General features: G+C 75.9%; 22 protein-coding genes and 2 pseudogenes. 16 read left to right on the top strand and 8 right to left on the bottom strand.

Annotated features, from left to right (window positions below):
- The first annotated feature begins 54 nt into the window (after window positions 1-54).
- From secA2 to ACH495_RS26570, 4 genes and pseudogenes are all read left to right on the top strand, one after another.
- A complete protein-coding gene (secA2, locus tag ACH495_RS26555) occupies window positions 55-2349 on the top strand; it encodes an accessory Sec system translocase SecA2 (RefSeq protein WP_396860424.1) in 2295 nt (764 codons plus the stop codon).
- A 183-nt stretch (window positions 2350-2532) separates the two neighbouring features.
- Window positions 2533-3273, top strand: coding sequence for a GAF and ANTAR domain-containing protein (locus ACH495_RS26560; protein ID WP_396860425.1), 741 nt, complete (start codon window positions 2533-2535; stop codon window positions 3271-3273).
- A gap of 76 nt (window positions 3274-3349) precedes the next feature.
- Entirely contained in the window at window positions 3350-3856 is a 507-nt protein-coding gene (locus ACH495_RS26565) for a DUF2231 domain-containing protein (RefSeq protein WP_396860426.1), read from the top strand.
- 241 nt (window positions 3857-4097) lie between these two features.
- A pseudogene (locus tag ACH495_RS26570) lies at window positions 4098-4542 on the top strand (hypothetical protein).
- On the opposite strand, the gene ACH495_RS26575 reads toward ACH495_RS26570, so the two are convergent.
- Together ACH495_RS26575 and ACH495_RS26580 are read right to left on the bottom strand one after the other, a co-directional pair.
- Window positions 4520-5494, bottom strand: coding sequence for a DUF3500 domain-containing protein (locus ACH495_RS26575; protein WP_396860427.1), 975 nt, complete (start codon window positions 5492-5494; stop codon window positions 4520-4522). The pseudogene ACH495_RS26570 and the gene ACH495_RS26575 overlap by 23 nt on opposite strands.
- Before the next feature lie 37 nt (window positions 5495-5531).
- A complete protein-coding gene (locus ACH495_RS26580; RefSeq protein ID WP_396860428.1) occupies window positions 5532-5924 on the bottom strand; it encodes an ankyrin repeat domain-containing protein in 393 nt (130 codons plus the stop codon).
- Window positions 5925-5990: 66 nt separating this feature from the next.
- On the opposite strand from ACH495_RS26580, the gene ACH495_RS26585 reads away from it, so the two are divergent.
- The 10 genes and pseudogenes from ACH495_RS26585 to ACH495_RS26630 all read left to right on the top strand — a co-directional run bounded on the left by ACH495_RS26585 (window position 5991) and on the right by ACH495_RS26630 (window position 11257).
- Complete coding sequence (locus tag ACH495_RS26585; RefSeq protein ID WP_396860429.1) at window positions 5991-6368, top strand: signal peptidase I; 378 nt, start codon at window positions 5991-5993, stop codon at window positions 6366-6368.
- A gap of 98 nt (window positions 6369-6466) precedes the next feature.
- On the top strand, window positions 6467-6919 hold the full coding sequence (locus ACH495_RS26590) for a cysteine dioxygenase (RefSeq protein WP_396860430.1): 453 nt from the start codon (window positions 6467-6469) through the stop codon (window positions 6917-6919).
- A gap of 50 nt (window positions 6920-6969) precedes the next feature.
- Window positions 6970-7461 carry a rhodanese-like domain-containing protein gene (locus tag ACH495_RS26595; protein ID WP_396860431.1) on the top strand — a complete coding sequence of 164 codons (492 nt, stop codon included), beginning with the start codon at window positions 6970-6972 and terminating at the stop codon, window positions 7459-7461.
- A gap of 139 nt (window positions 7462-7600) precedes the next feature.
- A complete protein-coding gene (locus ACH495_RS26600; RefSeq protein WP_396860488.1) occupies window positions 7601-8104 on the top strand; it encodes a winged helix-turn-helix domain-containing protein in 504 nt (167 codons plus the stop codon).
- A 290-nt stretch (window positions 8105-8394) separates the two neighbouring features.
- Entirely contained in the window at window positions 8395-9000 is a 606-nt protein-coding gene (locus tag ACH495_RS26605) for a winged helix-turn-helix domain-containing protein (protein WP_396860432.1), read from the top strand.
- A gap of 146 nt (window positions 9001-9146) precedes the next feature.
- Entirely contained in the window at window positions 9147-9776 is a 630-nt protein-coding gene (locus tag ACH495_RS26610; RefSeq protein WP_396860433.1) for a uridine kinase, read from the top strand.
- A gap of 176 nt (window positions 9777-9952) precedes the next feature.
- Entirely contained in the window at window positions 9953-10351 is a 399-nt protein-coding gene (locus ACH495_RS26615) for a TraR/DksA family transcriptional regulator (RefSeq protein ID WP_396860434.1), read from the top strand.
- A 26-nt stretch (window positions 10352-10377) separates the two neighbouring features.
- Window positions 10378-10494, top strand: a pseudogene (locus ACH495_RS26620) (DUF72 domain-containing protein); the annotation flags it as partial.
- 143 nt (window positions 10495-10637) lie between these two features.
- Window positions 10638-10823: a hypothetical protein gene (locus ACH495_RS26625; RefSeq protein WP_396860435.1), complete on the top strand. Its 186-nt coding sequence runs from the start codon at window positions 10638-10640 to the stop codon at window positions 10821-10823.
- A 5-nt stretch (window positions 10824-10828) separates the two neighbouring features.
- Window positions 10829-11257, top strand: a complete 429-nt coding sequence (locus ACH495_RS26630) for a DUF2267 domain-containing protein (RefSeq protein WP_396860436.1) — start codon at window positions 10829-10831, stop codon at window positions 11255-11257.
- A gap of 84 nt (window positions 11258-11341) precedes the next feature.
- Here ACH495_RS26630 and ACH495_RS26635 read toward each other — a convergent pair whose 3' ends face one another.
- Window positions 11342-12085 (bottom strand): PIG-L deacetylase family protein, encoded by a 744-nt coding sequence (locus tag ACH495_RS26635; RefSeq protein ID WP_396860437.1) that lies wholly within the window; start codon window positions 12083-12085, stop codon window positions 11342-11344.
- A gap of 179 nt (window positions 12086-12264) precedes the next feature.
- On the opposite strand from ACH495_RS26635, the gene ACH495_RS26640 reads away from it, so the two are divergent.
- A complete protein-coding gene (locus ACH495_RS26640) occupies window positions 12265-12567 on the top strand; it encodes a hypothetical protein (protein WP_107155543.1) in 303 nt (100 codons plus the stop codon).
- A 9-nt stretch (window positions 12568-12576) separates the two neighbouring features.
- Window positions 12577-13851 carry a cupin domain-containing protein gene (locus tag ACH495_RS26645; RefSeq protein ID WP_396860489.1) on the top strand — a complete coding sequence of 425 codons (1275 nt, stop codon included), beginning with the start codon at window positions 12577-12579 and terminating at the stop codon, window positions 13849-13851.
- A gap of 12 nt (window positions 13852-13863) precedes the next feature.
- Here ACH495_RS26645 and ACH495_RS26650 read toward each other — a convergent pair whose 3' ends face one another.
- From ACH495_RS26650 to ACH495_RS26670, 5 genes are all read right to left on the bottom strand, one after another.
- Window positions 13864-14535, bottom strand: coding sequence for a hypothetical protein (locus ACH495_RS26650; RefSeq protein ID WP_396860438.1), 672 nt, complete (start codon window positions 14533-14535; stop codon window positions 13864-13866).
- Window positions 14532-17204 (bottom strand): FtsK/SpoIIIE domain-containing protein, encoded by a 2673-nt coding sequence (locus ACH495_RS26655; RefSeq protein ID WP_396860439.1) that lies wholly within the window; start codon window positions 17202-17204, stop codon window positions 14532-14534. The genes ACH495_RS26650 and ACH495_RS26655 overlap by 4 nt, the downstream gene beginning before the upstream one ends.
- Entirely contained in the window at window positions 17197-18075 is an 879-nt protein-coding gene (locus ACH495_RS26660) for a hypothetical protein (RefSeq protein WP_396860440.1), read from the bottom strand. The genes ACH495_RS26655 and ACH495_RS26660 overlap by 8 nt, the downstream gene beginning before the upstream one ends.
- Before the next feature lie 10 nt (window positions 18076-18085).
- Window positions 18086-18346 (bottom strand): hypothetical protein, encoded by a 261-nt coding sequence (locus ACH495_RS26665; protein WP_030504016.1) that lies wholly within the window; start codon window positions 18344-18346, stop codon window positions 18086-18088.
- Window positions 18347-18539: 193 nt separating this feature from the next.
- Entirely contained in the window at window positions 18540-18917 is a 378-nt protein-coding gene (locus ACH495_RS26670) for a hypothetical protein (protein ID WP_396860441.1), read from the bottom strand.
- Between the last annotated feature and the right edge of the window lie 74 nt (window positions 18918-18991).

Consider the following 18991-nt stretch of genomic DNA (forward strand, 5'->3'; position numbering starts at 1 on the left):
GGACGCGGCGGGCGGGGGTCACAATCGGCTGCGGTTCGCGTACCGTTGCGGCTCATGGGTGTGTCGCAACGGTTCAAGACCAGGTTCCGTCGGTTCCTCCAGCGCCCGGGGACGACTGTCGACCTGGCTCCGCTGGAGAAGCTGCTGCCGGCGATCGAGTCCCGCGAGGCCGAGCTGGAGCAGCTCACCGACGCCGAGCTGACCGAGGCCGCCGGCCGGGCCGAGAAGTACGAGGAGATCTGCGCGATCGGTCGCGAGGCGGCCCGCCGCGGGCTCGACCAGCGCCCCTACGACGTGCAGCTGCTCGGCGCCATGGCGCTGCTCTCCGGCAAGGTCGCCGAGATGGCCACCGGTGAGGGCAAGACGCTCACCGCGACCGTCGCCGCGTACGGGCACGTCCGGCTCGGCAACGGCCCGGTGCACGTGCTCACCGTCAACGACTACCTGGCCCGCCGGGACGCCGAGTGGATGCAGCCGGTCTACACGCTGCTCGGGCTCACCGTCGGGTGGGTCAACGAGGCGTCCACCCCCGAGGAGCGCCGCGCCGCCTACCGCTGCGACGTCACCTACGTCTCGGTCAGCGAGGCCGGCTTCGACTACCTGCGCGACCAGCTCGTCACCGACGTGGCCGACCGGGTGCAGCCGCCGCTGAAGACCGCGATCGTGGACGAGGCCGACTCGATCCTCATCGACGAGGCGCGGGTGCCGATGGTGCTCGCCGGCGCGGTCCCCGGCGAGCAGGACCCGGTGCACGCCGCCGCCGCGCTGGTGCGGGGCCTGCGCAAGGGCAAGCACTACACGGTCGCCGAGGACGGGCGCAGTGTCGCCTTCACCTCGGTCGGCCTGGCCACGGTCGAGGCGAAGCTCGGCGGCATCGACCTGTACGACGAGGAGCACGTCGGGCAGCTCTCCGCGGTGAACGTGGCGCTGCACGCGCACGCGCTGCTGCACCGCGACGTCGACTACATCGTGCGGGACGACTCGGTCGAGCTGATCGACGAGATGCGCGGCCGGGTCGCGCAGCGCCGCCGCTGGCCGGACGGGCTCCAGGCCGCGGTCGAGGCGAAGGAGGGCCTGGACGCCAGCGCCGAGGGCGAGGTGCTGGGCACGGTCACCGTGCAGGCGTACATCGCGCTCTACCCGACGGTCTGCGGGATGACCGCGACCGCGGTGCTCGTCGGCGACCAGCTCCGGGAGTTCTTCGGCCTCGAGGTGGCGGTGATCCCGCCGAACACCCCGTGCGTCCGGGAGGACGAGCCGGACCGGATCTACGCCACCCGCGCCGAGAAGGAGGAGGCGCTGGTCGACGAGATCACGCGCTGCCACCAGGCGGGGCGTCCGGTGCTGGTCGGCACGCTCGACGTGAAGGAGTCCGAGGGGCTGGCCGCCGCGCTGCACGCCGCGGGCGTGTCGTGCGTGGTGCTCAACGCCAAGAACGACGACGAGGAGGCCGGCATCATCGCCGAGGCCGGCGCGTACGGCGCGGTGACGGTCTCCACCCAGATGGCCGGCCGGGGCGTCGACATCCGGCTCGGTGGCAGCGACCAGTCGGACCGGGAGCGGGTCGCCGAGCTGGGCGGCCTCTACGTGATCGGCAGCGGGCGGCACGACAGCCGCCGGGTGGACGACCAGCTGCGTGGTCGGGCCGGCCGGCAGGGCGACCCGGGCGGGTCGGTCTTCTTCGTCAGCCTGGAGGACGACCTGGTCGTCCGGCACGCCGGCGACACCGTGCCGGCGTCGCCCCGGATGAACGCCGACGGCCTGGTCACCGATCCGCAGGTGGACTACGCGGTGGAGCACGCCCAGCGGGTCGCCGAGGGCGTCAACCACGAGATCCACCGCAACACCTGGCGCTACAGCCACGTCATCGAGCAGCAGCGCAAGGCGCTCGCCGAGCGGCGGGAGCGGCTGCTGACCACCGACATCGCCGCGCTGATGCTGCTGGAGCGGGTGCCGGAGAAGGCCGCCGAGATGGACGAGGACCTGCTCGCCGACGTCTCCCGCTCGATCGCGCTCTACCACCTGGACCGGCTCTGGGCCGAGCACCTGGCCGAGTTGTCCGAGGTGCGCGAGGGCGTGCACCTGCGGGCGCTGGGCCGGCTCGACCCGCTGGACGAGTTCCACCGCAGCGCGGTGCCGGCGTTCAACGCGCTGATGCCCGAGATCGAGACGCGCACCATCGCCACCTTCGAGGAGACCGAGTTCGACGAGGGGTGGGAGCCGGACGCGTCGAAGCTGGTGCGGCCGAGCGCCACCTGGACGTACCTCGTGCACGACAACCCGTTCGGCTCGGAGCTGGACCGGCTGATCGCCTCGGTGGGCCGGCGGCTCATCTCCGGGTCCCGCTGACCCGGATCGCAGGGCCCCTCCGGTCGCTACGGCCGGAAGGGGCCCTTTTGCGCGGTTTCGACGCCGGCCGGTGCGGGTAGTAGGCCGAGGCTCGGTCAGAGAGAGGACGACCATGGGACAGGCAACGGCGCCGGATCGGGACACCGCGCGAACGGACGCGGGGGCGGTGGGGGCCGTGGCCCGGTGAACCTCGACACCCGCCAACCGATGATCGACGACCTGGGCGTGCTGGAGACCGCCGCGCTGCTGCGCGAGCTGACCGCCGGCCTGATCGCCGTCGCCGACTTCGACGAGGCGCTGGACCGCCTGGTCCGGATCGCCCGCGACGCGGTGCCCGGCGTGGACTGCTGCGGCTTCACCGCGCTGCGTGCCGGCGAGCCGGCCGGGGTGGCCGCCTCCGACCCGGACCGCGCCGAGCTGGACGACCTGCGGCACGGCCCGGACACGCCGGCCCTGACCGCCATCCGCCGCCGCGAGATGATCATCGCGGGCGGGCTGGCGGAGGAGTCGCGCTGGCCCACCTGGAGCACGCGCGCCCGCGCGCTCGGCGTGCACGGCGTGATCTCCGCGCCGGTCGACGTGGACGAGCAGGTCATCGGCGCGATCAACCTGTACGCGTCGTCGCCCGGCGCGCTCACGCCGAGCCACCAGCTCACCGCGATGCTGCTGGCGGAGCACGCCGGTCTGCTGCTCGCCGCGGTCCGCGACCGGGAGCGGGCGACCGCCCGGGCCGGCCAGCTCGACGGCGCGTTGCTGGCCGAGGGCGTGGTCGGGCAGGCGGTCGGCGTGATCATGACGCAGCGGGGGTGTCCCGCCGTGGAGGCGCTCGACGTGCTCCGCAGCGCCGCCTCCTCGTTGGACATCCCGCTGCGCGAGGTGGCGGAGCGGCTGGTGCTCACGGTCTCCCGGCCCCGGGACAACTGACCGACAGTCGTTTCGTCCCACCGGGGGTCGGGTAGCACCCTGGACTGGTGATCTGCGCCGACGTGGGGAGGACGCGATGGAGAGCCGACTTCGGGTGCAGGGGCACCCGATCCAACCGATGCTGGTGACGTTCCCGTTCGGGCTCTTCGTCAGCGCCGCCGTGTTCGACCTGGCCGACGTCGCCGGCGGGCCGGCCTTCCTGGGTGAGGTGGGCTACTGGACGGCGGTCGCCGCGCTGGTCGCCGCCGCGCTCGCCACGGTCGCCGGGCTGGTCGACCTGTGGGACGTGCGGATCGGCCGCGCCAACCGGACCGCCATCACGTTCCACCTGGTCAACGCCGTCATGGCGGCGATGTTCCTGCTCACCTGCCTGATCCGGGCGCACGCGCCGCAGCGGGGCGCCACCGGCGGCCAGCTCGCCACCGAGCTGGTCGCGCTGGCGGTGGGCGCGGTCGGGGTGGGGCTCGGGGCCCGGCTGATGCAGCAGTCCGACCGGGACCGCACCGCGGAGCCGACCGGGCTGGAGACACTCGCCGAGATCCCCGGCGCCACCGTGGAGATCGCCCGCCCCCGGCCGTTCTGAGCGGCCGTTCCGACCACCGCCGAGCACGCCCGGCGAGGGCGTCGGGCGTGTCGGCTCGGGCCGGGTGGACGAGGTGGAACCGATATACCTCCTGGTCATATTTATGACCAGGAGGTATGTCGCCGTCAGGCGGTGTGTTGCCCCGGGTCATGACGCTGCGTGATCGAGCTGGAGCGCCGAGCCGGGCGCGGAAAACGCGTTGCCGGCCGCCGCCGCCCGGCGGCAGGCTCGGGCCATGGTCATCGAGCGGGGGTTCGACGAGCTGGTCGCCGAGGCGGCGAGCGCGTCGGTCGAGGGATGGGGCTTCTCCTGGCTGGCCGGCCGCGCCACCGAGGAGCGTCCGCCCTGGGGCTACGCCCGCCTGGTCGGCGACCGCGGTCCGGGAGCTGAGCGAGGCGATGCTCGGGCCGCTGCCACCACCGGAGCACCGCCACCCGGAGCACGCGGTCGCCGCCGCCGAGCACGCCGGGCTGACCGTGGTGGACCTGCGCACGGCCACGCTGCGGACCGTCTTCCACGACATCGGCGCGGTGGTCTGGTTCCTGCGCAAGGTGGTGTGGACCGTGCCCGGCTTCACTGTCGACCGCTACCGGCCCGAGCTGCGCCGGCTCGACGAGCGGATCCGGGCCGAGGGTCCGTTCGTGGCCCACGCCCGTCGGTTCCTCATCGAGGCGCGTCGCCGGTGACCGGGCGGTGCGCGGCGGCGTGGTGCGCGGCCAGCACGTCGGCGCCGAAGTCACCGGCCGGGCGGCGCAGCACGGTGTGCGCGTGGTTGCCGTCGTCGGCGGTGTTGTCGTACTCGATCAGCAGGTCCTCGCCCTGCACCCGGTAGTAGTGCCGCCGGCCCGGTTGCACCGGCCCGGCCCAGGCGAAGTGCAGCTCGCCGCCGTCGAGCCGGGTGGCCTCCCGGGCGGCCAGCTCGGCCGGGAGCCGGTCGAGGTAGAGCGCGACCAACCGGTCGAGCAGCGCGCGGCCGGTGGGCCCGAGCCGGCCCCGGGGCACACCGAGCGGGTCGAGCCGGCCGGGCGCGGTGGCCCGGGTGGCGCTGATGATGTCGGCCGGCGCCTCCTCGGCGATCACCGCGGCGGCCCGTCCACCCGGGCCGAGCGCGTCGAGCAGTTCGCGGGCCAGGTCCTCCTCCGGGCCCAGCGGCCGGGACACCGGGCGGCCGGCGTGCCGCACGGTGGCCGGGTTCGCGCCGAGGAAGATCGGGGCGGGGGAGACCTGGTCGTCGGCGACGGTCATGCTGACCGACAGGTGGTGCCCCTCGAACCGCCACGCCCAGCGGTCGTCGCGGGCCGGGTCGCCGAAGATCGCCACCCAGTAGTCGCCGCTGTGCCGCCCGCGTCGCCAGCCCTCCGCCCGGTCCAGCACCTCCTCGAGCGCCACCACGGCCATCGCCTGCGCGTACGCGGCCGGGCTGAGCGCGGTGGCGAGCAGCCGGTGGGCGGCCTTGCGGGCGGTGACGTCGAGGTCGGCGACCGGGACGCCGGGGCGGGGCCGGGGCCGGTACTCCAGCCACCGGCGGGCGGGCTCGTCGTCGAACTCGTGCCGGGCGCGTCGCCGGGCCGGCTCGTCCAGCGCCGCCAGCAGCGTCGTGGCCGCGGTGCGCATCTGCTCGGGTACGGGATCCTCCACCGCACCTGTATACGCCTCGCCGGGCGGGCCGGTGTGCTCAGTCGCGCCCGAGCAGCGTCAGCATCTCGGGCAGCGTGAAGAACCGGGCGGTCTCCACCGCCGAGGGGGCGCCGCGGTCCGGGTCGGCGCCGGCGTCGAGCAGCGCCCGGACCGCTGCCACGTTCTGCCGGAACACGGCCGCGGCCAGCGCGGTCTGCCCCCGGTCGTTGACCCGGTCCGGGTCGGCGCCGCGGGCGAGCAACGCGGCCACGGTCTCCGGGTGGGCATGGTAGGCGGCCAGGATCAGCAGCGTGTCGCCCTTGGCGTTGGTCAGGTTGACCGGCAGTCCCGCGTCCACGTTGCCCGCCAGGCCCGCCGTCTCGCCGGCGCGGGCCAGGTCGAACATCCGGTGGGCGAAGGCGATGGTCTCGGCGTCCAGGTCGTCGGGCACCCGCCCAGGTTAGGGCGTCGCGGCCGGCGCCGCCTGGTAGCTTGCGCAGCCGGCACGGGAGGCGAGATGGACGATCGGGTGTACGTGGGCAACGCGACGGTGGACGGGGCGACCGACGCGGGTTGGCTGCTGGGCCACTTCAAGCCGGCCGGCGACGTCCGGCACAGCGCCGAGGTCGAGGTGAAGTGGGGCGTGCACCCGGCGGGGGAGACCCGGTCCCGGTGGGCCACCGGCGAGCGGCGTACCGCGCTGCTGGTGCTGATCAGCGGCGCGTTCCGGGTCGAGCTGCCGGACCGTACCGTGGTGCTGCGCGCGCCGGGGGACTACGTGGTCTGGGGCCGGGGCGTGGACCACTCCTGGTACGCCGAGCGCGCGTCCACCGTGCTCACCGTGCGCTGGCCCTCGGTGCCCGGCTACCGGGTGGAGCCGCCGGTGCTCCGCTGACCGCGTCCCGCCATGTGGTATTACCTACTAAACCTATAGGGTTTGCCGTCTAAAGTGTGGAGGCACGCTCCGCTCCGCACCGTGAGGACGACCCGCCGATGACCAGCTCCGACCGCACCGACCTGCTCACCGTCGCCGCCCGGTGGGCCGACCCGACCGGCTGGCCGGTGTCGTTGCGCTTCGACCGGTCCGAACGGTGGTACGCGCGCCTGCACGCCGACGCCACGTACGAGGTGTGGGCGCTGAGCTGGTTGCCCGGGCAGGGCACCGACCTGCACGACCACGGCGGCTCGTCCGGCGCCTTCCTGGTCGTCGCCGGCCTGCTCACCGAGGAGACGGTCAGCGGTGGCCGGCTGCGCCCGCACCGGCTCGCCGCCGGCGCCGGCCGGCGCTTCGGCGCCCGGCACGTGCACCAGGTCACCAACCGCGGCGACCAACCCGCGGTCAGCGTGCACGTCTACCGCCCCGCGCTGCGCCGGATGACCCGCTACCACCTCGACGCCGGGCGCCTGCGGGTCGCCGAGGTGGCCGAGGCCGGCGTCGCCTGGTGAACCGCCCGGCGACCCCGCCACCGAACCCCGCCGAACGGAAGGACGCCACCATGGCGCAGACCCGCACCCCCGTCGAGAGCTGTCCGGTCCCCCCGCCCGGCTCGCGCGGCATCGACGAGATCCTCGCCGCCGCCCGCGCCCGGCTGCGCCGCCTCGACCCCGAGCAGGCGCACCTCGCCCACCGCGGCGGCGCGCTGCTGGTCGACATCCGTCCGGCCGGCCAGCGGGCCGCGCACGGCACCGTGCCCGGCGCGCTCACCGTCGAGCGCAACGTCCTGGAGTGGCGCTTCGACCCGCGGTGCGCGGCCCGCCTGCCGCAGGCGGTCGGCTACGACGTGCCGGTGGTGGTCCTCTGCCAGGAGGGCTACACCTCGTCGCTGGCCGCCGCCGCCCTCCAGGACCTCGGCCTGCACCGCGCCACCGACGTGGCCGGTGGCTTCGCGGCCTGGCGCATCGCCGGCCTGCCCACCCTCGGCCCCACCCCGCCGCCCCGACCCTCGTCCACCGCGCCCCCGGTCACCGCCGGCCGGGCGCTCCGCTGACCGTCCCGCCGCACCCGGCGGGGCGGGGCGACCGCCCGCACAGGAGGCTCCCATGTCCGTCGTCGCCCTCAACACCCGTCCGGCCCGCTCCGGCCGCCCCGACCGGGCGCCGGCGCCCCGGCCGCGTACCGCACCGACCCTGACCATCACGCTGGACCTGAGCGCCGGCCCGCTCACGCCCGGCCTGGCCCGGCTGGCCGACCTGCTGGACGAGTTGGCCGCCTCCGGCGAGGGACTGGTCCGGCCGGACGAGCACCGGGCCGCCCGGTCCGTGCTCGACCTGCGCCGCCTCCCCGCGCCGCCGGCCGGGCCGGCGCCGGCCACGTCGGCCGCCGGTGCGGGCGGGTTGCGCATCCTCACCGGCACCCGGCGGGTCCGGCACGACGGCGTCGAGGTCGGCCTGACCCGCATCGAGTACGACCTGCTGCTCTTCCTCGCCGAGCATCCCCGCCGGGTGTTCACCCGACTGCAACTGCTCAGCAACGTCTGGGGCTACGAGCACGCGGTGGCCCGCACCGTGGACGTCCACGTCCGGCGCCTGCGGGCCAAGTTCGGGCCCGACACACCGCTGGTGACCACCGTGTACGGCGTCGGGTACCGGCTCGCCGACGACGCCCCGATCGAGGTGGACCGCGACGCCTGAGCCGGTCCCGGTGGACCCGCGGCGCACCCGGATGCCGGGTGCGCCGCGTTCACGTCGCCATGGCATCCGCCATTGTGAACCGGCCGGGGACCCCCCGTACCGGGGCGTGTCGTCGCTCTGCTGTAATCAACGGACCTCGTACGCAGAGCGAGCACTCGGCTCCGATGTGTTCGCCAATTGTCACATTCATGCAACGCAGTGGCCCCTTGACCCTCGCACAAGCGCCGGGAAGCATCGATGAAGCGGCGTCCCGGGCCGTGGGGAGATACCCGGACCAGCCAAGGAGGACCATGTCGGTCAGCCCCGCCTCGTCGCGCGCCGGATGGCATACGTCCCAACCCGCGGTCCCCGGCCGTCCGCCCGGCGGCCAACGTCGCCCCGCCAACACCGCCACCCCCGTGCTCACCGTCACCCTGAACATCCCGCTGTCCTGCGAGGAGTCGCTCACCCCGGCCGCCCGCCGGCTCCTCGACGCGGCCCGCGAGCTGCTCGAACGCGGCGACGCGGTGATCAGCACCGGCACCGTCGCCGCGGACCGCCGACCCGACGTGCCGGCCGGGCGCACCCCGCCGCGCCCGCTGGCGCCGACCATCCCGACCCTGCACATCCTGGCGTCCTCCCGCTCGGTGCTGCGCGACGGCGAGCCGTTGCCGCTGACCCGCCTGGAGTTCGACCTGCTGCTGCACCTGGTCGCCCACCCGCGTCGGGTCTTCACCCGGCTGCAACTGCTCAACGCGGTCTGGGGGTACGAGCACGCCGGCGTCCGCACCGTCGACGTGCACGTCCGCCGGTTGCGCGGCAAGGTCGGGGTGGACGTCCCACTGGTCACCACCGTCTACGGCGTCGGCTACCGGCTCGCCGACGACGCCCGGGTGACCATCGACCGCACCGGCTGACCACCGCGCCCGTCACCCGCCGCTCGCGCCCCGGACGGAGCCCCGACCGCCCGGCCGCGAACCCGTGGTGAGCCGCCGTGCCCGCCGGACGGAGCCCGGACGCGGACCCGTGCGAGCCGCCGCCACCGGCCGGGCAGGATGGACGGATGCGCGTCCGCCCGATCAGCCCCGACCGGCTCGTCGCCGAGCTGACCGGACGCCTCGCCCGCACCGAGGCGTCCGGCCGGTTGCGGGTGGCCGTCGACGGGCCGCCCGCCGCCGCACCGGACGCCCTCGCCGCCGCGCTCGTCGACCCGCTGCGCGCCGCCGGCCGGCCGGCGTTGCACGTCCGCGCCGCCGACTTCCTCCGCCCCGCCTCGGTCCGCCTGGAGCAGGGCCGCACCAACCCGGACGCGTACTACGAGGGCTGGCTCGACGAGCCCGGGCTGCGTCGCGAGGTGCTCGATCCGGCCGGCCCGGACGGCACCGGCCGGGTGCTGCCGTCGCTCTGGGACGCCGACGCGGACCGGGCCAGCCGGGCCGCGTACCAGGAACTGCCGGCCGGCGGGGTGGTCCTGGTCAGTGGCGCGTTGCTGCTCGGCGGCACGCTGGCGTTCGACGTCGCCGTGCACCTGGTGCTCTCCCCGGCGGCGCTGGTCCGGCGCACCGACCCGGCGTGGCGCTGGACGCTGCCGGCGTTCGCCCGCTACGCCGACGAGGTCGACCCGGCCTCCTTCGCCGACGTGGTGGTCCGCGCCGACGACCCGCGCCACCCGGCGCTTGTGGAACGGGCCTGACCAGGGGGTCCGAACTCACCGGAAAGTGACAGGAAAACTCCGGTTTGGCGCGTCGGGGGCAGGGGTAATCGCCCGGCTCACAGAGCACGGGCGATCTCGCCCGTGCCTTCACCTTCGGACCGGGCCGGCGGCATCGCCGGAGGGCCGGTCCGAGGCCGCAGGAAAGGCAGGCAGCGATGCTCGTCCACGACACGACAGCCACGGGCCGCTCCCAGGCGGAGGTCGACCAGATCCGGCAGTCGCTGCGGTCCCGGTACGACGAGCTGACCGCGGAGTACGACCAGGCCGTGCTGCAGAGCCAGGTGCTGCGGCTGGTCGAGGTCGGCGACACCGCCGGCGACGACCAGGCCGACAGCGGCACCAAGACCGCCGAGCGGGACACCGCCCAGTCCCTGCTGCGCACCATCCTGGACCGGCGGGCCCAGTTCGAGCGCGCGCTGGCCCGACTCGACGAGGGCACGTACGGCTTCTGCGAGGGCTGCTCCGCGCCGATCCCGGTGGAGCGGCTGGAGATCTTCCCGTCCGCCACCTCCTGCGTGGCCTGCAAGCAGACCCGGGAGCGGCGGGCGGCCTGAGCCCGTCCCGGTAGCCGGTCGGTGCCGTGGGTGAGATCAGCGTGGGCACCGCGTCGTGGACCGACCGGACGCTGCTCGACTCCGGCTGGTACCCGGCCGACGCCGACACGCCGGAGCGCCGGCTGTCCTACCACGCCCGGCAGCGCACCCCGCCACGCTCGCCGGTCTGCTGGCGCGCTGAGCGCGCTCACCCGCTCCGGGTGAGGCCGGCTCACCCGGTCGCCCCGCAGCATGGACGGTGCGCGCGGACCCGCCGGCCCGCGCGCCGCGACAAGGAGGTGGGGTCATGACCGTACGGGTGGTGGCGGATCGACGCCGCGGCGGCGTGCTGCACGTGGTCGGCAACGCCGACGTGCCACGGGAGCGGGGCGGCCGGCCCGGCGGGTTCAGCCCGATCCGGCTGTGGCGGGGGCCCAGCGGGCCGCCGCGACGCGCCGACGACCGACGCTGGGAGACCGACACTCGGGGGTGAGCCGGATGGCTGAGCAGTTGATGTCCGCGTTCGAGTCCTCCATGGACAAGACGAACGTGATCCTGAAGGAGATCGAGTCGGCGTACGGCTGGCCGCCGGATCGACGCAACCAGTCCTACGCGGCGTTGCGGACCGTGCTGCACCTGCTGCGGGACCGGATGCCGGTGTCGGAGAGCGCCGAGTTCGCCCAGCAGTTGCCGGTGCTGCTGCGTGGCATCTACTTCGACGGCTGGCAGCCGGAGAACGTGCCGGTCAAGCTCAACCGCGACGACTTCCTCTACGAGGTCCGCCAGGGCTTCCCGTACGACGTCGAGGGCGGCCCGCAGCGGGTGGTGCGGGTGGTGCTGGACACGCTGCGTCGGCACGTCACGCAGGGCGAGTGGCAGGACGTGAAGTCGACCATGCCGCAGGGCCTGGATCAGCTCATTCCCTGAGCCGGCCCCACCCCGGTCCGTCCCGCCCCCTCGGCGGGGCGGGCCGCCGGCGTCCGGGAGACCGGTCCGGCGAGCGCCCCCGCCTCACGCCAGGTCGATCCGGAACACCTCGAACGCGGCGCCGTACCGCACGCCGAGCCGGGTCCCGGCCGGCCGGGCCATTCCCTCGAGGAACTCCTCCGCGTCGAAGCTGCCGTCACCGAGCCCGCTCAGGTAGGCCCCGTGCGCCCGCAGCGACGCCACCCCCGCCTCGAAGCTGGCCGTCACGTCCACGCCGTGCCGGGCCGCCGGCGAGCAGGCCGCCCACACCTCGCGGACCCGGGACCACGGCTGCGTGCCGTCGGTCAGGTGCTCCGGGAAGACCCACCGGTTGCCGGCGTCGCGGACCGCGTCCAGCGTGGCCCGGCCGCAGGCGATGTGGTCGGCCTGGTTCAGCGTGTCACCGCCGTCCCAGGTCTCCCGGAAGTTGTTGGTGAGCACCACGTCCGGCCGGTGCCGGCGGACCACCGCGGCGATGGCGCGGCGCAGCGGCACACCGTACTCCAGCAGGCCGTCGGGGAGGCCGAGGAACTCCACGGCGGACACCCCGACCACGGCGGCGGAGGCCCGCTGCTCCTCCTCGCGCAGCACCCGGCTGCGCTCCGGCGGTATCCCGTCGATGCCCGCCTCGCCGCTGGTGAGCAGGCAGTAGGTCACCTCCTTGCCCTGCCGCGTCCAGCGGGCCACCGCCGCGGCGGCGCCGAACTCCAGGTCGTCGGGGTGGGCCACCACGGCCAGCGCCCGCTGCCAGTCCTCGGCGAGCGGGGTGAGCGGTTCCGGTTGCGCCACGTGCGTACCTCCTCGCGTCTCCCTGCGGCCATCCTGGCACCGACCGCCTTCGGAGCGCGAACCGTCAGTGCGCCCGGGTCCGGGCGTCTACGGTGTGGTTAGAGACGATCGGACGTGGGGTACCACCCGCTGCACACGGCCCCCGGGAACACGTGGGGCGGCACACCGAGGGAGCACCCATGGCACTGAACGACGACGACATCCAGACCAGCGGCGGCAGCGGCCTGGAGGGCCCGGCCGACGGCGGTGCCACCCCGGGTCAGCACGACGGCGGGGCGGACGGCGGCGCGGAGGGTCCGGCCGACGGTGGCGCGACCCCGGGTCAGCACGACGGTGGCGCGGACGGCGGCGCGGAGGGTCCGGCCGACGGTGGCGCGACCCCGGGTCAGCACGACGGCGGGGCGGACGGCGGCGCGGAGGGCCCGGCCGACGGTGGCGCGACCCCCGGCCAGCACGATGGTGGCGCCGACGGCAGCGCCTGAGCGATGAGCATGACGCACGTCGACCCGCCGGGTGGCCACGGCCACCCGGCGGGTCCGTCCTCCTCCGCAGCCGCGGCGTTGGCCCGGTGCGTGGCGGTCGAGCCGGCCAAGTTCGCCGCCGACCACTGGGGGCGCAGCCCGCTGCTGTCCCGGGCCGCCGAGCTACCCAACCCGGACGGCTTCACCGACCTGCTCAGCCCCGCCGACGCCGACGAGCTGCTGAGCCGGCGCGGCCTGCGTACCCCGTTCCTGCGGGTGGCCAAGGACGGCCAGCTCGTGCCGGCGGCGCGGTACACCGGCGGCGGTGGCGCCGGCGCCGAGATCGGCGACCAGGTGCTGGACGAGAAGGTGCTGGCGCTCTACGCCGACGGCGCCACGCTGGTCCTCCAGGGCCTGCACCGCACCTGGCCGGCGATCGTCGACCTGGCCCGCGACCTGGGCGCCGCGCTGGCCCAGCCGTTGCAGGTCAACGCCTACCTGACGCCGGCCGGCAGCCAGGGCTTCGCCACCCACTACGACACCCACGACGTGTTCGTGCTTCAGGTCGACGGTCGCAAGCACTGGCGCATCCACCCGCCGGTGCTCGCCGACCCGCTGGAGCGCCAGCCGTGGGGCGGCCGGGCCGACGAGGTCGCCGCCACCGCCGACGGCCGGCCCGCGCTGGACGTGGTGCTCGAACCGGGCGACGCGCTCTACCTGCCGCGCGGCTGGCTGCACAGCGCCCAGGCGCAGGAGTCCAGCTCGCTGCACCTGACCGTGGGGATCCGGGCGCTGACCCGGTACGCCATGGTGGAGGAGCTGCTGGCCCTGGCCGCCGAGGACGCCCGGCTGCGCGCCGGCCTGCCGTTCGGCCTCGACCTGGCCGACCCGGACGCGATCGAGCCGGAGCTCACCGAGACCGTCGAGGCGCTGCGCGAATGGCTGCTGCGGGCCGCCCCGGCGGCGGTGGCCGCGCGGCTGCGGTCCCGGGTGTGGCCGGCCGCCCGACCGGCCCCGATCCGCCCGCTGGCCCAGGCCGAGGCGCTGGCCCGGCTCGACCCGGACAGCCGGGTCGCGCTGCGCGGCGGCCTGCGCTGGCAGCTCGCCCCGACCCGGGACGGCAGCGTCGCGCTGCGCCTGACCGACCGCACGCTCACGCTGCCCGGCACCTGCGAGCCGGCGCTGCGCGCGCTGCTCACCGGTGCGGCCACCCGCGTCGGCGACCTGCCCGGCCTGGACGACGACGCCGACCGCCTGGTCCTCACCCGCCGCCTCCTCAAGGAGGCCGTCCTGGTCCCCGCCTGACTCGGGGCGGGGTCAGCGGGTGTAGGTGACCGTCAGCAGGAGCAGCGTCGTCGCCAGGCCGCTGGCAGCCACCATGATCATCGGGCGGGGGGTCAGCACCGCGTGCCGGCGGTCGGCCAGCAGCCGGGCCGGCGCCAACCCGACCAGCGGGCCGAGCAGCGTCACCACCAGCGCCAGCACCGGCAGGCCGACCGCCAGGTCACCGCCCGAGCCGGCGCCCAGCGCCCGCGCCCCGATCCCCAGCAGGTACGCCACCAGCGCGCCGCCCACCCCGCACGCGATCAGCAGCGGGTTCACCGAGCCGGGCAGCTCACCCGGCGTGCCGGTGCGGTCCAGCAGCTCCCGCACGCCGCGCAGCAGCGGCACCGGGTCACCGGCGGCACCGCGTACCGGCCCGGGCGGGTCGCCCAGGCGACGGGTGCCGCCGCCGAGCCGGGCGCGCAGCTGCGCCCACAGGTGGGTCACCTCGCCGTCCACCCGGTCCACCATGCGCTGCGCCTCGGCCAGCTCCGCCTCGGCGAGCCGGACCTGCTCGCCCGCCTCGGCCACCGCCCGCTCGGCGGCGGCGACCTGTTGGGCGTACCAGGTGTGCGCCTCGGCCCGCTGGGCGGCCACCCGGGCGGTCAACTCGGCGAGGCGGCGGATCTGGGCGGTGTACGTCTCACTGGAGACCGGTTCGTTCATCGGGACGGACCATAAGGGATGATCACCTGTCCGGTGCGGTGCACTGCGCGGTCGAAGTAGAGACCGCGCCACGGCCGGGGATACCAGTCCGGCCCGCCGCTGCCCGGGTAGAGCGACGAGCCCAGCTCGCCGCCCTGCACGTCGAGCGCCACCCAGGCGCCGATCTGGTCCGTGCGGGCGCCGGCGCCGCCCAGGTCGGCCCGCATCCGGGCCACGCCGCGCCACCAGGCCAGCACGTGGGTCCGTCGCTCCGGCCCGTCGTGCAGGATGCGGCGTAGCTGCTCCAGCCCGGTCCGGGTGCCGGCCTTGCCGGCCAGCGCGCCGGCCGCCGCGTCCACCGCGTACAGCAGCAGGAAGTGCGGGGTACGCGGGGTGCCCGGCGCGGCCAGCCCGTCAACCACCTCGGCCATCAGCTCGGACACCGTCTCCTCGTCGTACCAGGAGGCGTCGCCGGCCAGGTCCTCGTAGAGCGCGCGGGCGGCCGGGTCGGCGTCCGGGTCGAGGCAGGCGATGGAGAACCGGGCGGCGCCGGGCGGGTACTGCCGGGCCAGCGAGCGGGCGGCGGCGTCGAGCACCGCGCAGGCCTCGTCCACCCGGGTGCCCAGCACGGCCAGGTTGCGGCCCGGTGCGCGGGGCAGTCGCAGCGACGCCGATCGGGACTGCACGTCGATGATCTCGCCGAGCAACGCCACCGGGTTGCGCGGCGCACCCTGCTCGGGCGCGGTCAGGGCGCGGAAGTCCGGCGCCTCGGCCAGCCGGGGGATCGCGTCGCCGTCGAAGAGCCGGGCCGGCGCGGCGTCCTGCGGGCGCATCCGCCACAGCCGGTGCTGCAGCTCGCTCCAGGTCTCCCAGTCGCTGGCCGACGGGATGCGGGCCACCTCGTTGCCCTCGGTCAGGCCGGACTCGGCGTTGACCACGGCGTGGTGGCGGGGCAGCGACTGCGCGGCGTCGTTGCGTTCGGCCAGGATGCGCAGCGCCTTCGGCAACGCGATGCGCAGGGTGAACTGGGCGACCAGCGCGGGCCGGCCCCACAGCGCCTCGATGCCACGGACGTCCTGGGAGGCGAGCACCAGGTGGATGCCCTGCGAGCGGCCCCGCCGGGCCAGGTCCTCCAGCAGGTCGGCGGCCTCCCGGGCGACCACGTCCCGGCCGGCGAGCAGCGCCTGGAACTCGTCGACCACCGCGACGATGCGCGGCCAGTGCCCGGTCGGGTCCACCGCGCGCAGCTCGGCCAGCTTGGTGACCTCGTGCTTCTTCGCCGCGTCGGCCCGGCGGCGCAGCTCCTCGGCGAGGAACCGCAGCAGCGCCAGGCCGAACTCGCGGTCGGTGTTGACGTTGATCCCGACCAGCCGCATGTGCGGCAGCCAGCTCGGGTCGCGTCGGCCCTGGGCGAACCGGGCGAAGGACACCCCCTCCTTGAAGTCGAGCAGATAGAACTCCAGCTCGGCGGGGGAGTAGCGGGCGGCGAGCGCGCCGATCCAGGCGAAGATCAGGTTCGTCTTGCCGGTGCCGGACGGGCCGCCGATCAGCGCGTGCGGCGGGTAGTCGCCAAGCGTCAGCAGCACCGGCCGCCCGTGCGGGCCCTCGCCGATCGGCGCGGTGAGCCCGTGCGCCGAGTCCTCCTGCCAGTAGTCGTCGGGCGGGGGCAGCAGATCGGTGAAGGGCGTCGGCGGCGGCCCGGCGGCAACCCGGGAGGCGACCGTCCGGCAGGTCTCGGTGACCAGGGTGGGCGGTGGGGGCGTGTCGAGCACCACCGGCAGGCCGGCGATGCGCGCGTCGTCCGGGTCCACCACGATCCGGGTGACGGTCGGGTCGTCGGGCAGGTCGATGCCGCGGACCACCAGGTGCACCCCGCACGCCGCCCCGGTGCGGACCACGCGGTCGAGCTGGCCGCGCTCGTGCCGGGACAGCTCGTCGCCGCCGAGCAGCACCGCCACCCGCCACGGCTCCGGTCGCCGGCCGGTCGCGGTGGCCAGTTCGCGCAGGGACGCGTACTCGCCGGCCAGCACCGTGGCGTTGATCCGGCGGATCTGCTCGACCAGGTCGTCCAGCAGCCGGCCCAGCCCGCCCGGGCCGACGGAGGTGAGCAGGCCGGCGGTGCCGAGCGGCGCGAACCCGGCCAGGCCGCCGCCCAGGTGCTCCGGGTCGTAGCCGTAGAGCCGCACCGCGCCGGGGTCGGCCCGGCCGACGGAGCGCAGCAGCAGCGCGGGCACCACCGAGGCCAGGCCGTCCCGGTCGCCGCCGGCCAGGTGCGCGTGCCCGGCGTCGAGCAGCGGGACCAGCGCCGGCACCGGTTCGGCGCCGGGGATGCGTACCGTGCCGATCCGGACCGCGCCCGGCGGCTCGGCCCGGCCGGCGGGCGTGGCCGCCCAGCGGTCCCAGGGCGCGGACGCCGCGCCCGGCGCCTCCCGTTCGGCCGCGGCGGCGGCGCGGCGCGCCAGCTCGGCCAGGCGGGCGGTGTGCCGGGCGTCGATCTCGGCGAGCCGCCGGTCGCGGGCCGCGCCGACCCGGTCGGGCACCGCCGCGGCGGCCCGCCGGGTGCGCGCCAGCCGCTCCCGCCCGGCGGCCAGCTCCGCGTCGGCGGCGGCGAGCCGGTGCCGGGTGGCGCCCAGGGCCTCGGAGAGCATCCCCCGGACCCGCGTCACCAGTTGGGCGCGGACGTCAGCCACGCGACGGCTCCCGTTCCTCGGTGTCCTTCGGCAGGTCCCGGCCGAGCCGGTCGAGCAGCACGCCGGTGAGCACCCCGGCGGTGACCGCCGGGTCGGCCGCGTGCGGCTGCTCCGACCCGTCGTCGCGGCGCGGCGGCGGCATCCGGCAGATCCGGGTGAGCAGCGTGTCCAGCACCGGCGGCGGCAGCCCGGGCAGCAGGTCGCGGACCCGCCCGTCCAGCTCGCGGCGCAGCCGGGTCAGGTCGTCCGCGCGGGGCGGGTGGCCGAGCAGCTCGCCGGCCAGCTCGCGCAGCATCGGCGGGGCGATCGCGGCCAGCCCCAGCCCGACGTCGGCGTGGGCCCGGCGCAGCTCGGCGTGCAGCCGGTCCCGGTCGCCGGAGCGGATGCCGACCACCACCCGGCGCAGCAGCTCGTGGGCGTTCTCGACCCGCTCGTCCGGCTCGTCCGGCGCGCCCTCCCGCCCGCCGGTCAGCTCCGCCACCCGGACCGCCCACCAACGGCGTACCGCCGGCTGCTCGCCCGGCTCGGGGGACGCGCCGGGCGCGGGCGGCGCCTCGCCGCGTGGCACGTCGTGCCGCGGTCGCCGCTCGCCCGACGTCGCGGTCGGCGCGCCGTCGGCGGCCAGCCCGATCGCGGCCAGGTACGCGCTGAGCTGCTCCTGCGCCACGCGCAGCGCGTAGCCGGCGGTCTCGGCGTGCTCGGTGGCCGCGGTCAGCTCCGGCACGCCCATCGGGTCGGCCGACTCCTGGCGCACCCAGCGCAGCCGTTCCTGCGCCTGGCCGAGCTTCTCCAGCGCGGCGGCGAGCTGCGCCAGCGGCAGCTCCTCGGCGGCGGCGCGGACCTGCGCGCCGATGTCCTCGACGATGGACACGGCCGCCCCTTCAGAGCGTCGCGACGTAGAGCTGTGCCTGCTCCACCGCCACCAGCGTCGCGGCGAGGCACTCCTCCAGCTCCTGGCTGGCCTGGGTCAGCGAGGCCTGGGCCGCCTCGACGGTCTCGTGGCCGCTGCCCTCCAACGCGCCGGCCAGGGTCTGCTGCGCCTCGGCCAGCTTCTCGCCGGCCGCCTGCACCGCTGTCTGGCCGTCACCGATCTGCTGGAGAGCGACATCGATGGCGGCCTTCAGCTCGGCGACGCTCGCCACGGGGACCTCCTGGGGGCAAGGGAGATCTCCATTACAACCCATCCCACCCGGTGGGCGAACATCCACCCTCGCGTGGTTCCGGCCCGGGTGTCCGATTAGGGCTCTGACGTGCGCGAAGGCCGGCGCGACGTGGGTCCACCGGTCCCGTCGGCGAGCGCTGCAGTCCCGTTGACGGGACCGCGGCGAGGCGTTCTCAGCGACCCAGCCAGCGCGGGCCGCGTACCTCCGCGCCGAGCGCGCTCACCCGGGCCCGCAGCTCCCGGTCCGCGGTGACCACCAGCCGCCGCCGGTCCGGCGCGGCGGCGACCAGCTCCACCACGGTGTCGTCGCCGGAGCCGGCCGCGGACACCACGTCGACCCCGGGCGCCGGCGCCACGTGCCGGGCCGCGCCCTCCACCACCAGCACCACCTGCACCGGCGGCGGCAGCTCCGGCGGCACGCCGGCGCCGGCCAGCGGGGCCAGCGCGTCGCGCAACCGCACCGCCGCCCCGGCCCGGTCACGCCACCAGCCGTCCGGCCGGGAGCCCACCACGTTCGCGCCGTCCACCACCAGCAGCGGTCTGCTCTCCATGCGTCCACCCTGCCATCCGCGGGCGTTTGTCGCGCACACCGCCGGGTAGCCACCGCCGACCGTGCCGCGCGTGC

This window comes from Micromonospora sp. NPDC018662, from assembly GCF_044391475.1.
In the GTDB taxonomy this organism is placed as follows: Bacteria; Actinomycetota; Actinomycetes; order Mycobacteriales; family Micromonosporaceae; genus Micromonospora.

Excerpts from the sequence above, each read along its gene's own strand:
- secA2 (WP_396860424.1), top strand. The coding sequence starts at position 55 with ATGGGTGTGTCGCAACGGTTCAAGACCAGGTTCCGTCGGTTCCTCCAG.
- ACH495_RS26565 (WP_396860426.1), top strand. The coding sequence starts at position 3,350 with ATGGAGAGCCGACTTCGGGTGCAGGGGCACCCGATCCAACCGATGCTG.
- ACH495_RS26585 (WP_396860429.1), top strand. The coding sequence starts at position 5,991 with ATGGACGATCGGGTGTACGTGGGCAACGCGACGGTGGACGGGGCGACC.
- ACH495_RS26590 (WP_396860430.1), top strand. The coding sequence starts at position 6,467 with ATGACCAGCTCCGACCGCACCGACCTGCTCACCGTCGCCGCCCGGTGG.
- ACH495_RS26595 (WP_396860431.1), top strand. The coding sequence starts at position 6,970 with ATGGCGCAGACCCGCACCCCCGTCGAGAGCTGTCCGGTCCCCCCGCCC.
- ACH495_RS26605 (WP_396860432.1), top strand. The coding sequence starts at position 8,395 with ATGTCGGTCAGCCCCGCCTCGTCGCGCGCCGGATGGCATACGTCCCAA.
- ACH495_RS26610 (WP_396860433.1), top strand. The coding sequence starts at position 9,147 with ATGCGCGTCCGCCCGATCAGCCCCGACCGGCTCGTCGCCGAGCTGACC.
- ACH495_RS26615 (WP_396860434.1), top strand. The coding sequence starts at position 9,953 with ATGCTCGTCCACGACACGACAGCCACGGGCCGCTCCCAGGCGGAGGTC.
- ACH495_RS26625 (WP_396860435.1), top strand. The coding sequence starts at position 10,638 with ATGACCGTACGGGTGGTGGCGGATCGACGCCGCGGCGGCGTGCTGCAC.
- ACH495_RS26630 (WP_396860436.1), top strand. The coding sequence starts at position 10,829 with ATGGCTGAGCAGTTGATGTCCGCGTTCGAGTCCTCCATGGACAAGACG.
- ACH495_RS26640 (WP_107155543.1), top strand. The coding sequence starts at position 12,265 with ATGGCACTGAACGACGACGACATCCAGACCAGCGGCGGCAGCGGCCTG.
- ACH495_RS26645 (WP_396860489.1), top strand. The coding sequence starts at position 12,577 with ATGACGCACGTCGACCCGCCGGGTGGCCACGGCCACCCGGCGGGTCCG.
- ACH495_RS26650 (WP_396860438.1), bottom strand. The coding sequence starts at position 14,535 with ATGAACGAACCGGTCTCCAGTGAGACGTACACCGCCCAGATCCGCCGC.
- ACH495_RS26670 (WP_396860441.1), bottom strand. The coding sequence starts at position 18,917 with ATGGAGAGCAGACCGCTGCTGGTGGTGGACGGCGCGAACGTGGTGGGC.